Annotated in this window: 14 protein-coding genes and 1 riboswitch (1 of these 15 cut by a window edge); of the genes, 7 read left to right on the forward strand and 7 right to left on the reverse strand. The window is 55.3% G+C overall.

The window, feature by feature from the left end; translation table 11 throughout:
* Positions 1 to 956: the 5' portion of a tyrosine--tRNA ligase gene (tyrS, locus tag M6D89_RS10625; protein ID WP_253968049.1), read on the reverse strand. It extends 352 nt beyond the left edge of the window; only the first 956 of its 1308 coding nucleotides appear in the window; the start codon lies at positions 954 to 956; the stop codon falls past the left edge of the window.
* Positions 957 to 1215: 259 nt separating this feature from the next.
* On the opposite strand from tyrS, the gene M6D89_RS10630 reads away from it, so the two are divergent.
* Positions 1216 to 2667 carry a peptidoglycan DD-metalloendopeptidase family protein gene (locus tag M6D89_RS10630; RefSeq protein ID WP_253968050.1) on the forward strand — a complete coding sequence of 484 codons (1452 nt, stop codon included), beginning with the start codon at positions 1216 to 1218 and terminating at the stop codon, positions 2665 to 2667.
* Positions 2667 to 3779: an anhydro-N-acetylmuramic acid kinase gene (locus M6D89_RS10635; protein ID WP_253968051.1), complete on the forward strand. Its 1113-nt coding sequence runs from the start codon at positions 2667 to 2669 to the stop codon at positions 3777 to 3779. Before M6D89_RS10630 ends, M6D89_RS10635 begins: the two co-directional genes overlap by 1 nt.
* Before the next feature lie 10 nt (positions 3780 to 3789).
* Here the strand turns inward: M6D89_RS10635 and erpA are convergent, their stop codons facing one another.
* From erpA to argC, 4 genes are all read right to left on the reverse strand, one after another.
* The gene (gene erpA / locus M6D89_RS10640; protein WP_253968052.1) at positions 3790 to 4143 is read right to left on the reverse strand and encodes an iron-sulfur cluster insertion protein ErpA; all 354 of its coding nucleotides are present in this window, start codon (positions 4141 to 4143) and stop codon (positions 3790 to 3792) included.
* Positions 4144 to 4207: 64 nt separating this feature from the next.
* Positions 4208 to 4606: a bactofilin family protein gene (locus M6D89_RS10645; protein WP_253968053.1), complete on the reverse strand. Its 399-nt coding sequence runs from the start codon at positions 4604 to 4606 to the stop codon at positions 4208 to 4210.
* Between the two features lie 17 nt (positions 4607 to 4623).
* Positions 4624 to 5370 carry a keratin gene (locus M6D89_RS10650; RefSeq protein WP_253968054.1) on the reverse strand — a complete coding sequence of 249 codons (747 nt, stop codon included), beginning with the start codon at positions 5368 to 5370 and terminating at the stop codon, positions 4624 to 4626.
* Between the two features lie 15 nt (positions 5371 to 5385).
* Positions 5386 to 6432 (reverse strand): N-acetyl-gamma-glutamyl-phosphate reductase, encoded by a 1047-nt coding sequence (gene argC, locus M6D89_RS10655; protein WP_253968055.1) that lies wholly within the window; start codon positions 6430 to 6432, stop codon positions 5386 to 5388.
* A 139-nt stretch (positions 6433 to 6571) separates the two neighbouring features.
* Between argC and hemJ the strand changes: the two genes are divergently transcribed.
* From hemJ to hemL, 4 genes are all read left to right on the forward strand, one after another.
* Positions 6572 to 6994 (forward strand): protoporphyrinogen oxidase HemJ, encoded by a 423-nt coding sequence (hemJ, locus tag M6D89_RS10660; RefSeq protein ID WP_253968056.1) that lies wholly within the window; start codon positions 6572 to 6574, stop codon positions 6992 to 6994.
* A gap of 110 nt (positions 6995 to 7104) precedes the next feature.
* A complete protein-coding gene (gene thiD / locus M6D89_RS10665; protein ID WP_253968057.1) occupies positions 7105 to 7923 on the forward strand; it encodes a bifunctional hydroxymethylpyrimidine kinase/phosphomethylpyrimidine kinase in 819 nt (272 codons plus the stop codon).
* Positions 7924 to 7965: 42 nt separating this feature from the next.
* Complete coding sequence (gene thiE, locus M6D89_RS10670) at positions 7966 to 8625, forward strand: thiamine phosphate synthase (RefSeq protein WP_253968058.1); 660 nt, start codon at positions 7966 to 7968, stop codon at positions 8623 to 8625.
* Positions 8622 to 9911 (forward strand): glutamate-1-semialdehyde 2,1-aminomutase, encoded by a 1290-nt coding sequence (gene hemL / locus M6D89_RS10675; RefSeq protein ID WP_253968059.1) that lies wholly within the window; start codon positions 8622 to 8624, stop codon positions 9909 to 9911. Before thiE ends, hemL begins: the two co-directional genes overlap by 4 nt.
* 28 nt (positions 9912 to 9939) lie before the next feature.
* On the opposite strand, the gene M6D89_RS10680 is transcribed toward hemL, so the two are convergent.
* Together M6D89_RS10680 and M6D89_RS10685 are read right to left on the reverse strand one after the other, a co-directional pair.
* The gene (locus M6D89_RS10680) at positions 9940 to 10290 is read right to left on the reverse strand and encodes a PilZ domain-containing protein (protein WP_253968060.1); all 351 of its coding nucleotides are present in this window, start codon (positions 10288 to 10290) and stop codon (positions 9940 to 9942) included.
* 5 nt (positions 10291 to 10295) lie between these two features.
* Positions 10296 to 12638, reverse strand: a complete 2343-nt coding sequence (locus M6D89_RS10685) for a DUF1631 family protein (protein ID WP_253968061.1) — start codon at positions 12636 to 12638, stop codon at positions 10296 to 10298.
* A gap of 381 nt (positions 12639 to 13019) precedes the next feature.
* A riboswitch (guanidine-I (ykkC/yxkD leader) is annotated at positions 13020 to 13120 on the forward strand.
* A gap of 83 nt (positions 13121 to 13203) precedes the next feature.
* Here M6D89_RS10685 and M6D89_RS10690 point away from each other — a divergent pair.
* Positions 13204 to 14244: a putative urea ABC transporter substrate-binding protein gene (locus tag M6D89_RS10690; protein WP_253968062.1), complete on the forward strand. Its 1041-nt coding sequence runs from the start codon at positions 13204 to 13206 to the stop codon at positions 14242 to 14244.
* Position 14245: the final 1 nt, after the last annotated feature.

Here is a 14245-nt window from a genome sequence, read left to right on the forward strand (position 1 = left end):
AAGCCTTGCTCGCCGTGAATCAGCGCAGTCATTTCGCGGGCCAATACGCCCTGAGCCTGGGGGCGGCCTTCGGCGGCCTTATCCTCTTGCTCGATGGCGGCAATATCCGCCAGCGGCAAAAAGGTGAAATAGCGCAAGAACTTGTAGACATCCGCATCCGCGGTCCCCAACCAGAACTGGTAAAAGGCATAGGGCGAGGTTTTGGCCGGATCCAACCACACGGTGCCGGTCTCGGTTTTGCCAAATTTAGTGCCATCGGATTTGGTTACTAACGGCAGGGTCAGGCCATAGGTCTCACCACTATACATACGGCGCGCCAGATCGATACCGCCGGTAATATTGCCCCACTGGTCGGAGCCACCGATCTGTAAGGTACAGTTGTAGCGCTTGTACAACTCGGCGAAGTCGTAAGACTGCAGCAACATATAGGTAAACTCGGTAAACGAGATGCCCGCGCCCTCACGATCAATACGCTGCTTTACAGACTCCTTATTGATCATGTTGTTAACGGAGAAGTGCTTGCCTACATCGCGCAGAAAGTCGAGCACATTCATCTGCCCCACCCAATCGAGGTTATTAACCACCTCGGCAGAATTTTCACCGCAATCAAAATCGATAAAGCGACTGACCTGCGCCTTTAGCTTGTCGGTCCAACCGGCAACGATATCGGGGGTGTTGAGCTTGCGCTCGGCCGCTTTAAAACTGGGATCACCCACCAGGCCTGTGGCACCACCCACCAGGGCAATAGGCTTATGGCCGGCTTTTTGAAAGCGTTTTAATGCCAACAAGGGCACCAGATGACCAATATGCAGGCTGTCAGCCGTGGGATCGAAGCCACTGTAAAGGGCACGACTACCACCGGCCAGATACTCGGCCAGCACATCGCCACCGGTCGTCTGCGCCACGAGTCCGCGCGCCTGAAGGTCTTCTAATAGTGATGCATCGATAGTCGTCATGAATTAGCCCGTCATTACCTAATCTATTGGCCGCCTGTAGGCCGCTTTGGAAGCGGGCAAAGATACCTGATACACCGACAAAAACAAGTCTCGCCCTGCAGATGAAACTTTTCCTCTGTGACGGAGACTAAATCCGCCGAATTATTGCCCCGTCACAAGGGCTCGCACGTTCATTTTTTGATCAAAAGTGTTCGATCTTAGGGGCCTTTTCTGATATAACTAGCGGGAACTTAACATGTGGTACGGGTTTAAAAACTTCATGCAACCCCCTGAAAACAAAGACACTAATGCCGGAACCAATAAGGTACCGAGCTTTCCCCGCGGTCATCTGATAATCGCCGCGGCCCTATCTTTCGGGCTAATCGGCTGGGCGGCTATGCCCAGCGAGACGACGAACGCGCCCAATTCGCAGACGATTAAACTGGATGCGCAGCCCCAAGAGAATACGCCACCGGCAAGCCTTGCCATCCCCGCGGAGCAGAATGCTCCCGCAACCATGGATGCGGTAGAGATTTCAGTCGCCGACACGTTCGGGGGCCCCACACCTGAGCCCCAAGTCTCCACCGCGCAAGCCGAACCCGCGCCCGCACTGGAACAAAAAAGCTTTACTGTGCGCTCGGGAGATAGCCTGTCGACTCTGTTTAAGCGCGCGGGCCTGAGTGATCGCGAGGTCTACACCCTCACCCACACCTGCGATGAAGCTAAATCCCTAACCCGAATCATGCCCGGGCACGAGGTAGTGTTCTACCTCAACCCCGAGGGCGAACTGGAAAAGCTCTCGCACATTCCCGATCGTCTGAACAGCACCCACTTTGAAAAAGATGGCGATGGCTTTAAAGCGGTTCAGGAAATTAAAGAGCCGGAATTGCGCCCGGTCTATAAAGAAGCGGTGATCGCCAGCTCGCTGTATATGGCAGGACAGAGCGTAGGCATTGACGATGCCATGATTATGGAACTGGCCAACATCTTTGGCTGGGATGTGGACTTCGCCCTGGATATTCGCAAGGGCGACCATTTCAGTGTGCTTTATGAAGAAAAGTACCTGGACGGAGAAAAGATTGGTAACGGGGCCATTTTAGCGGCGGAATTTACCAACCAGGGCCACAAATTCAAGGCCGTGCGTTACACCCACGCCAATGGTGAAAGCCACTACTACACCCCCGATGGCGACAGCATGCGCAAAGCCTTTTTGCTGGCGCCCGTTGATTTCCGCCGTATCAGCGGCAACTTTAACCCCAAGCGTCTGCACCCTATTTTCAAAACCGTGCGCCCCCACCGCGGCACCGACTACGCCGCCGATACCGGCACCCCGGTATGGGCTTCAGGGGACGGTAAGGTGATTGCCGCCGGCTACACTAAGCCCAACGGCAACTATGTGTTTATTCAACACGGCAACAACATTGTCACCAAGTATATTCACCTGAATAAACGCAAGGTTAAAACCGGCCAGCGCGTCAAACAAAAGCAGGTCATCGGCACCGTCGGCTCTACTGGCTATGCCACGGGCCCACACCTGCACTACGAATTTTTGCTGGATGGCGTACATCGCAACCCCCGCACTATTGTGCAGAAGCTGCCTAAAGCAAAATCCATTGCGGGCGCCGAGAAGCAGGACTTTTTGGCCCAAACCAAGCCATGGGTAGCACAGCTGCAACGGCATACTTCGGCCAGCCAACTTGCCATGGGCGATACCGATCGGACCATAAACTAATGCCTTTGTATCTTGGCCTTATCTCGGGCACCAGCGCCGATGGCATTGACGCGGCGCTGGTCGATATTGATGGCCAAGCATGTCAGCTGATCGGGCACTATTTCTCACCCTTTACCCCCCAGCTGCAGCAACGCATTCATCAACTATGCACCCCGGGCGATGATGAAATAGAGCGTGCCGGCGCCCTGGATCGAGAGCTGGGGGAAAAGTTCGCCGAAGCGGCCAAGGCTCTGCTGTCGCAAGAAAACCTTGGTCCTAAGTCCATTGCCGCCATCGGCAGCCACGGCCAAACCATTCGCCACCGCCCGCCGGGACAGTCAGCGACACCTTTTAGCTGGCAAATTGGCGACCCCAATATCATTGCCGAACGCACCGGCATCACTACCGTTGCAGACTTGCGACGGCGCGACATGGCCGCGGGGGGACAGGGGGCACCCTTGGTGCCTGCATTTCACAAAGCGGTATTTGCATCTCCCACCACCGCGCGGGCGGTGATCAATATCGGCGGCATTGGCAATATCAGCTGGCTGGCGCCGGGGCGGGAACCTCTGGGTTTTGACACCGGGCCCGGCAACACGCTATTGGACAGCTGGGTGCAAAAACATCTCGACCAATGCTACGACGAAAACGGGGCCTGGGGCCAACAAGGGCAGCTGCAGCCGACTCTTTTAGAGGTGCTTCTCGAGCATCCTTATTTGGCACGGCCCACCCCCAAAAGCTCGGGACGCGAAGAGTTCAACCTTCCCTGGCTGGAAACTGTGTTGGCCGAAATGCCCGTTTTAGACCCTCAGGATGTGCAGGCAACCCTGGTTGAGTTTAGTGCGCAAACCATTGCCCAACATTTGCTCGCCTGTCCGGGTGCGGACCAAGGTGGGGAAATGTACATTTGCGGTGGCGGCACGCACAACCCGCACTTGCTGCAAAGGCTACAGGCGCAAGCCCCAGGCTTTAGCCTGCACACTACAAGCGCGCTGGGGATTGATCCGGACTGGGTGGAGGCGGCGGCCTTCGCCTGGCTGGCCGGACAAACCATGTCACGGCTTGCCGGCAATGTTCCCGCCGTGACCGGGGCGCAGCGAGAGGTGATATTGGGAGGGGTTTACCCCGCGTAAACGGAGTGAGCTACACCGAAAAAGAAGCGCCACAGCCACAGGTAGTGGCGGCATTGGGGTTGGTCACGGTAAAGCGCGAGCCCTGCAAACCCTCGCTATAGTCCACATTGGCACCCGCCAAGTAGGGAAAGCTGAGGGCATCAACCACAACCTTGACACCCTCTTTATCCACAATGGTGTCGTCTTCGGCGGTCACCTCATCAAAAGTAAAGCCGTACTGAAACCCCGAACAGCCGCCGCCTGTCACGTACACGCGCAGCTTGAGGTCGGGGTTGCCCTCCTCTTCAATCAGGCTTTTCACTTTCGCCACCGCACCCGGGCTTACGTACAAAGGTTCGGGGGTGAAAACTTCAGGGGTAGACATACTATGCGACTCCGGTACAACGTAGCGGGGCATTATCCCAATACCAGAGTAAAATAGTCAACTATTACGAATTGGACGTATCGGTGGCTTTTTCACTCTGAACCTTACCCTTGGCAGGCTTTTCTGACTCGCCGTAAACCAGCGATCCATTCACCTGGGCCCCTTTTACCATCTCGATAAGATTGTAGTGCACATTACCCTCCACCACGGCTTTTGCAGCCAGCTCGACATGCTTGGTGGAATAGACATTACCCACCACCTTGCCATTGACCACCACCATGGGCACTCTAATTTCTCCTTCCACGACACCGTTGTTGGCGACCACTAATTTAGCATCGCCGCCGCCTTCAACCAGAATATTACCCGTCACCCGCCCTTCAATTTGCAGATCACCAGTGAAATGAATATCCCCGCTGATGCGAGTGCCTTTCGAGATAAGAGTATGGTTATTGCTGAACGCCATAAAGGTCCCCAAGCGTGTTATTGCGACTGGTCTGTTAGCCAGCCGTAGGTTCGTTCTACCGAATCGGCGCCACTGCCCGACTCACTCGCCACCAACTCCAACTGCTGAGGCTCAAAGCCCGGCGGCAGGGTCAGTTCGCCTTCGATATTTTGAAAATACTTAAAGCGCAATTTGATATTGTTTTCGCTGTAATCCGGCGATATCTGTTGCAGCGGCAGCCGCTCTACCTCTCCGGAGGCGTTGGTGCCGAGGATGTCCACACTTAGCGAGCCGTTTAACACCTGATGGTCGGTGGCAATTTGCTGCACCACAAATTTAAAACGGTAGTGCCGCTCGGCGCCCAGCGCCTGCAGGGTAATATCCCCCAAAGCCAGACCACCGCCGCTTTCGCCCGGCGCCATTAAACCTCGGTAAAACGAAATATCGGCTTCCAGGCTGGCGATCTGGCGGCGCAATTCGATGACCTCGCCACGCACATCTTCACTGGCCTGGCGGTCTACTTCTGAGGCCATACGCAGGTTGGCCACCTGCTGACGCAAACGTTCGGATTCGCTTTGAGCTTCATTTAATTGAACTTGCAGTTGCTCGCGTGACTGACCGGTGGGTACATTGCCGCCGCTCGCTTGCCAGTACCCCCACACATACGCGCCCGCCGCCAGTAGCGCCAGAACCAGCAAGAGCAAAACAAACCTTAGCAAGCGTAACGCGGGGCGGTGGGGTACCACCCGCATGGAATACTGTTTACTGCCTTTGACACTGCTCATTATTATTGCGCCCCTTTACGGCAGCAGTGCCACCACATCCAGACCCTCAGTCTCATCGAAGCCGAACATAATGTTCATATTCTGTACCGCTTGCCCGGAGGCGCCGCGGGTTAAGTTATCGATCACCGCCAAGACGACTATGGTATCGCGGCCCTGAGGCTGACACACGGAAATGCGGCACATATTCGAGCCTTTTACCGAGCGGGTTTCGGGGTGCGAACCGGCGGGCATCACATCCACAAACGGCTCATCCAGAAAGCGCTCTTCAAACAGCGCCTGCAGATCCGGCAAACTCGCCGCATCCTTAGCACGTGCATAACAGGTCGCGTGAATACCGCGCACCATAGGCAACAAATGGGGCACGAAAGTGACCTGTGCCGGATCGCTGCCAGCGGGCTGCATGTCGTGTAGGGCCTGCTCGATTTCGGGCAGGTGGCGATGACCACCGGCGCCATAAGCTTTGAAGCTATCGCTGATTTCAGTCAGCAGCATACCCACCTTAGCCTGGCGTCCGGCGCCCGTGGCGCCACTGGCGGCGCTAACAATCAAGTTGTCGGTGGCGACCAAATCCTGCTGCAACAACGGCAAAAGCGCCAGCTGCGCCGCCGTGGGGTAACAGCCGGGGCAGGCCACCAGGCGCGCGGTTTTGATTGCCTCGCGGTTGAGTTCGGGCAAGCCGTAAACGGCTTGGTCAATCAGTTCGGGACAGCCGTGGGGCTGGTTGTACCAGCGCGCCCAAAGCTCGGCATCGCGAATTCTAAAGTCGGCCGACAAATCAACGACCCGAGTGCCGGTCGCGATCAAGGCGGGCATCAGGTTTTGCGCGACGCCATGGGGCGTGGCGAAAAACACCACATCACACTGGCCCAGGCTATCTACATCCGGCTCGGTAAAGGCCAAATCCACATGGCCGCGCAGATTGGGGTATAGATCGCTGACCGGGATACCGGCCTCGGCGCGGGAGGTAATCACTGAGACCCGGGCGTTAGGGTGTTTTGCCAACAAGCGCAACAACTCGACCCCGGTATAGCCGGTACCGCCTACAATTCCCACTTTAATCACGAATGTCACCTCACATTACTCTGCGCCCAGCGGGCAAAGGGCTCTATCATAAGAGCCCAGGGGGTAAATTTCCAGCAACACACCGACTGCTGGCATAATGGCGTCAGGGCCTGTTGAATCTAACCACCGCGAGGTTGCCATGCTTTGGATTAAAGCCTTCCATATTATTTCCGTTATTTGCTGGTTTGCCGCCCTATTCTATTTGCCGCGCCTGTTTGTCTATCACGCCCAGTGCGACGACAGCGCCGGTCGCGAACGCTTTAAAATTATGGAGCGCAAACTCTATCGCGGCATTGCCACCCCTTCGATGATTGCCACTCTGGTATTCGGCCTGGGGCTGGTTCATTTTCAGTGGGATTACCTAAAAGTTACCTATTGGTTTTGGATAAAGCTGGCGCTGGTGATCGCCCTGATTGGCTATCATCACATCTGCGGCGCCCACCTCAAACGTTTTGCTCGCGACGCCAATCAGCGCAGCCACATCTACTTTCGGGTTTTTAACGAGCTGCCGGTTTTGGCGCTACTGGCCATTGTGATTCTGGCTGTCGTCAAACCCTTCTAGAGGCCTCAATAAGAGCTATCAATGGCGATTGAGCAATCCCCTTCGCCCCCAATTAAAGGGAAGCCATTCCGATTTAGGAGCTGCTAAACTCCAGGTGGAGGTAAAAAGCCATGCGCGAACTTATCGACACCAAACCCGCCGTTTTAAGCCTATCCAGTCACGACCCCAGCGGTTGCACGGGTATTCAGGCGGATATCGAAACCTCTCTCAGCCTGGGCGTACACTGTTGCGCTCTCGCAACCGTTTGGTGTGCCCGTGATACTCGCCGCCTGCTGGCCATGCAACCTTGTGACACTGGCTTTTTCATTGAACAAGCGCGCTCCATCTTAGAAGACATACCCGTAGCCGCCATCAAGCTGGGGCATTTCAGCCAGGTGGCACAAATCGAGGCGGTGCACAGCATTTTGCAAGACTACCCGCAAATCCCCGTGGTGCTCGACCCGGTGCTGCAGCTGTCCATCCAGTCCGGAGAAGAACTGGCTCCCACAGCCAGCGAACCCTTGATCCAAGCGCTACTTGAGCTGCTGCTTCCCCTGGCCACCATTGTAACCCCCGATAGCGACGAGGCGGCCCAACTGGCGCATCAAGCCGACTGCGTCGATGCCTGTGGCCGCGAGCTATTGAACCGGGGCGCCGAGGCCGTGTTAATCACCGGTGCCAAGCGCACCCCCAAAACCCTGGAAAACCGGCTGTATCAACTGGGCCACCCGGCGCGTCTTTTTTCCTGGGAGCGCTTAAACATCAGCAGCTGTGGAGCGGGTGCCACCCTATCGGCCAGCGTGTGCGCCTATCTGGCACACGGCCTTTTGCTGAGTGAGGCCGTGCAGCAGGCCCAGCGCTTTACCTGGAATAGCTTGCAGCATAGCTACCGCGTGGGCATGGGACACAGCGCCCCCGATAGACTGTTCTGGGCGTCAAAGAAGCAGTGAGAGCGCTTTGCACTGCCTCAGCGGTGCCGGTAAACTTGCGCCATGCTAAAACGTCCCCCGCACAATCATTTGTACGCTATTACCGAGTGCCAAGAGCTCAGCGAGCCTACACTGCTTAGCGTTAGCGAAAGCATACTCGCGGGGGGCTGCCAACTACTGCAATACCGCGACAAGTCTGATGACTCACCCAAACGTCAGGCTCAGGCCTCACACCTACAAACCCTATGCCGCGCGGTCGGCGCACAGTTAATTATTAACGACGATATCGCCCTGGCCTGCGAGGTGGGTGCCGCCGGAGTTCACTTGGGGCAATCGGACGCAAGCCCCGCCCAGGCGCGAGAGATGTTGGGGCCGGATGCCATCATCGGAGTAACCTGTCATGACGACCTGAACCTGGCGCAGGAGGCGCTTACCCAAGGGGCAAACTACATTGCCTTCGGGCGTTTTTACGCCTCTAGCACCAAACCCGGCGCTCCGCCTGCCCCTTTAAAATTACTTCAAGAAGCGCGCAGCCGCTGGCCGCAAGCCGTTATTGTGGCCATAGGTGGACTTAACCTTGATAACGCCCCAGAGGTTATATCCCAGGGCGCCGATTACACCGCCATGTGCCACAGTGTTTACCACCACCCCCAACCGCAGCAGTATGCCGAACAGTTTGACCACCGTTATTTTCATTCGCCAGACGCGAGGAGCGTTTCATGAGTCAGTCCGACACGTTATTTGCCCAGGCCGGGCAGTACATCCCCGGGGGTGTGAACTCACCGGTGCGCGCTTTTAAAGCGGTAGGAGGGACCCCAGTGTTTCTCAAAAGCGCCTCGGGCGCCTATGTCACCGATGTGGACGAAAAACGTTACATCGATTATGTGCAATCCTGGGGCCCTATGGTGCTAGGTCACAATCACCCCAAGGTTATCGCCGCAGTGATCGAGGCGGTGGAATCGGGCCTGACCTTTGGCGCCCCCACCGAACGCGAAACAGTGCTGGCTAAAATGGTATGCGAATGTCTACCCGGCATGGATTTAGTGCGCTTTGTAAATTCCGGCACCGAAGCCACCATGAGCGCCATTCGCCTGGCACGTGCCTATACCGAGCGCGATACCATCGTAAAATTTGAAGGCTGCTACCACGGCCACTCGGACTCGCTGTTAATTAAAGCCGGCTCGGGCGCCTTAACCCTGGGAGTCCCCAGCTCGCCCGGCGTGCCGGCGGTTCTGGCCGAACACACCGTGACCTTAAATTACAACGACCCGCAGCAGGTTGAGACATTTTTTGCCCAGCAGGGAGACCGAGTCGCCTGCGTAATTGTCGAGCCGGTCGCTGGCAACATGAACTGCATTCCACCTGAGCCCGGTTTTTTACAAACCCTGCGCGAGGTCTGCGACAAGCACGGCAGTGTGCTGATTTTTGATGAGGTGATGTCGGGTTTTCGCGTCAGCGCTACCGGTGCGCAGGGCTACTACGGCGTGCAGCCCGATCTAACCACCTTGGGTAAGGTTATTGGCGGCGGCATGCCGGTGGGCGCCTTCGGCGGGCGCGCGGATATTATGAACCACCTGGCCCCCAAAGGCCCCGTCTATCAGGCGGGCACCCTGTCGGGTAATCCAGTGGCCATGGCGGCGGGCATTGCTACCCTTGAGCTCATCAGCGAACCGGGCTTTTACGCCCAGCTGGAAACCAAAACCCAACGTCTGGTTCAGGGCCTTGAGGCCGAAGCTCGCAAAGCCGACATTCCGTTTACCACCAACAGCGTGGGCAGTATGTTTGGCGGCTTTTTTACCGACGAGAAAAAAGTGGTGAATTACCAACAGGTAATGGCGTGCGATACCGAACGCTTTAATCGCTTTTTTCACGGTATGCTCGAGCGCGGTGTGTACCTTGCCCCGGCCTCCTATGAGGCGGGTTTTATGTCCCAAGCTCACAGCAACGAGGATATCGACACCAGTATCGCCAAAGCAGGCGAGGTCTTTACCCTGTTACGTAATAAATAAACGGGACCGGTTTCGGTAAGGCGCTCGCTCAGGATTCACTCTGAGCGAGGGTCTCAATATCCTCCAGAGCCTGAGGCGATGCGTCGATAATACTAAAGCCCGCCCAATGCTTACCGTTGTCGTCGGCGTTGCGCACCCACAGACAATCGACTCCCAAGTGAATGCTGTTGCGCTCGTTTACCGGGTGAGACAAATGCAAATCCAGTCGATATAGTCGATCTTCTTCAAAAGGCTGATCTCCGATAACCATTAACCCCTGGGTATGAATATTCACCAGGCGGCCTACGTAAGCATCCAGAGTATTATCGTACACGTCCACCGTTTGCCCGGTCGCTTGTCGCGCTTGGCAACGACTGTTTTTTGACGGAAACTCGGTCATACCGATCACTCTTGCTGCAACAACTCGGCCGAAGCGCGAGCGTTCAAACTGTGGTAGATATTCTCTAAAGCGCGCTCAAAGAAGGGTTTAGCACTACCGGCAATAACCCGCAAATTACCCGCAATCATCGCGCGCGCCATTTGCAGTGCCGAGGTCATCGAGACCTTGCGACCCTGCTGATCAACCAACATATAATTCATGGTCTTGTGGTTATACCAAGCCACTTTAAGTCGCTTGCCTTTATCATCTTCCAGCCAGGTCCCAAACTCTATCAGTTTTAGCTTTTCAATCAGTTCAGATTCCTCGGCGCTCGCCTGGGTAATTTGCTGATTTAAGGTGCCGGCCTTTTCCGCTGCCATAGACTCAAGCTTGTTGCGCATGGGTTCGGGCGCAGGTTCGGCCTGCTGACTTTTAAGGGCCAGGGTTTGCAATGACTTAATCGCGTCAAGCAGTTTACGGGACTTGCTCTGCTCATAGCCAATGGTATCAAAGCCTTTTTGCAATTCGGCCATGAGCTTATCCTGAACATCCAGCTGACGAACCTTATCGGCCTCCAGCAGCTTGGGCTCAATGGTCCAGATAAGGTGCTGCCCGACGGACAGGGCGCGCTCAAACTCTTCCGAATCCTGGCCATAACGCAAAATAATAAAAGACAAATAATCCGACCAGGGCAGCAACAAGAGCAAAAGCACCGGCGATGGCAAATCCCTGCCGTCAATCAAGCGCGAGATTTGTGTGTTGACGAGAATTTTTGCCTCGCGCAACTTTTCTTCGCCGCGGGCTTTTTCTAGGGCGCGCTTTTCCATCAACTCTTGACGGCGCGACACATTGCGAATAAACGCACTAAAATCTAATGAGGTTTCGGCAAACACTTTTACGTCGTTGCCAAAATTCTCCAGTACCTGAAAGACACAGGTGCGGATTTTCTCGTAAATATTGTACTGACTGGTGCCGTCGTTACTGACCCAGCGTGACCCTGCTTCGGCCATTTGATTGAGCAGAATACGAGCCGGATGATCGACATTTTCAAAGAAATCTTTATCGATAAATGCCAACTTGAGTACCGGCGTATGCAAATAACTTAACAGCGCTTTAACCGAATCGGGCAACTGCTCGTCCGATAAAATATATTCAAATAACAGTCCCACTAGCTCAATGGTATGCAACTCATCGGAGCGAGTGTTTGACTCACCCGCCTGCTTTAATTCTGATACCAGACGAGCCGACACCTCACTGACCGACTGAGGCTGTACCTGAGTCATGGGGATATCAGCCAAAGCCTGAGACTGCCCCGCCAACTGCTGTTGCAATACGCTGACCGCCCCCACCAGCGGAGCAGCAGCCACCGCCGGATTACCATCCTGGGCGCGACGCCCGCCGGACGGCGGGGCTGTCCCAGCCTGTGCGGCCAAGCTTCCGCCCAGGTGGGTCTGCAGCAATTTAATCGCACTGACCAATCCCTGCTGATATTCCGCCGGGTCGCTATGAGGCGAATCGGCAAATATCCGGTCGGTCGCCCGGCGGCGCGGTAGCTGCCCGGCTCCTTGCGCTGAGTCGGGCGCAGAGGTCTCGTCAGATGCATCGGCAGTTGATTTTTCGGCCGTTTTCCCAGGGTTGGCCTCCGCAGAGCGCTGCGCCGTAAAACGCAGATTAGGCAGAATATTTTCATCCGCCAAATAGCGATTTAGCTCATCGTAAAATTCCGCCAATGGCTTTATTAAAGCGGCTTCAAAATGCTTGTACCCCAAAACCTTAATCCGGGTGTCCAAAGCCAGCTCGGCCATGGCTCGGCGCAGTGCATCGCACAACTGTACCGGGCTTACCGGGTTGCCTTTTTCATCAATTTTTTTACCGCCATTCATGAGCGACAAACGCTGCTGTAGTGCCCAAAGCACATCCGCTAGTTGGGTATCAGCGCGGTGACAAATGGAAGTAATGGCTATGGTCTCTTCCAGCTCGGAGTTATCAACCAGCGATAGCCCTTCATTGCGACTGAAACGTTCCTGGCCCGCGGGCTTGGTTAACTCTTGGCGGGAAAAATCGGTAAAGTTCTGTTCGATCAGACTGACATATTGGCGCTGTATGTAGGTCGCGCGCTGCTGCAGAAGCTTCACCACCTCGGCAAGTGCGAGCTGTTCTTTATTGGATCGGGCATTTTCCTCGCGCTTTTGCACCGAGGTTATCCACTCATCCCAAAAGCGCGGGAAATTGTGGGTTATGTACTCGACAGCGGTGGCGACACTGGCATCGATACAACGCGCGATTTGAGCCGCAGACAATGGGGAGTGTGCCTCTCCCATTGACCTGCGAGCCGAATCGGCCAAATTGTCGCTATCAGATTTATCCATGCTACTTAAATTCATCCTCCCACCTCATGTGAGACTTATTGAGTCGAACCACCCAATGTTTACTAACGCAAACTTTCGTAAGTATATGCCACAATGTGCGCCATCGCACATAACCTGGAAAGGATACCGAAAAACCACCCCTGGACAAATAACAGTCAATTACACCTAAAAATGCACCACAAGAAGGCCCCCTAACCTTAACGTGCACCATAACATCTCACCCGCCCAGCCAGAGACGATCGCAAAATTGCTGGGACACCCCCAAATACCGCTCACCAAGGCCTGCCGCCGGTACATTTCACCGGTTGGTATTTAATTTGCAAAACATGCGTTGAATGTGTCCGCACTGCTTTGGCAAGTAGGGCCAATCGACAATTTGCACCAATAGAAGGCTAGGGTTCCGGCGGTATTTCACCGTGACTGGTCCGAGAGCTTTCGACCTTCGCAAGGAGGTTACACGGCGGGATAAAAGCCCGGGAGACTTAAGGAATCTTTATGGATTCCCGAATTGGCCTGATTGCCAACAGTGCTCCCGGAACCCAAGTGCAACCCTCGGAGGTTTGTCATGAAACAACTGTCAATTGCAGCGTTAGCGCTACTTTTATCCTTCCAGGTCCAAGCGGCCGATTCCTTTAAAGTGTGCTGGTCAATCTATGTCGGCTGGATGCCCTGGGGCTACGGCGCCGAGCAAAAGATCGTCGACAAATGGGCCGATAAGTACGGCATTGATATCGAAGTCGTGCAAATTAACGACTACATCGAATCCATTAACCAGTACACCACTGGCGAGTTCGATGCCTGCACCATGACCAACATGGATGCGCTGACCATCCCCGCCGCCAGTGGCGTGGACAGCACAGCGCTGATTGTGGGCGATTTCTCTAACGGTAACGACGGCGTAGTGCTTCGCGATAAAGACAGTCTCGCTGACATTAAAGGCCAGCGTATTAACCTGGTGGAGCTGTCGGTTTCTCACTACCTGCTGGCCCGTGCGCTGGAAACCGTGGACATGACCGAAGCGGACGTGCAAGTCGTTAATACCGCCGATGCCGATTTGGTTGCTCTGTACAACTCCGGCTCAGTCAGTGCAGTCACCACCTGGAACCCTCTGTTAAACGCCATTATCGCCGAAGACGACGCCAACCTGGTGTTCGATTCTTCGCAAATCCCCGGCGAGATTATGGACTTGCTGGTGGTGAAAACCGACACCCTTGAAGCCAACCCCGAACTGGGTAAAGCCTTGGTGGGCGCCTGGTACGAAATTATGGGCCTGATGAGTGGTGACGACGAAGCCGGTATTGCCGCGCGCGAAGCCATGGGTAACGCCTCGGGTACCGACCGCGCGGGCTACGAGGCGCAGCTGGCCAAAACCAGAATGTTCTACCAACCTGCCGACGCTCTGGCGCTGGTTAACAGCGACGAACTGCTAGACACCATGCAAAAAGTGGCCGAGTTCTCATTTGACCATGGTCTGCTGGGCGAAGGCGCGCCAGATGCCGGCTTTATCGGCGTAGAGGGCCCTCAGGGCACCTATGGCAACAGTGCCAACACCCAACTGCGTTTTGACACCACTTATATGCAAATGGCTGCCGACGGCAAGCTGTAAT

It is taken from the genome of Gilvimarinus xylanilyticus (assembly GCF_024195295.1).
In the GTDB taxonomy this organism is placed as follows: domain Bacteria; phylum Pseudomonadota; class Gammaproteobacteria; order Pseudomonadales; family Cellvibrionaceae; genus Gilvimarinus; species Gilvimarinus xylanilyticus.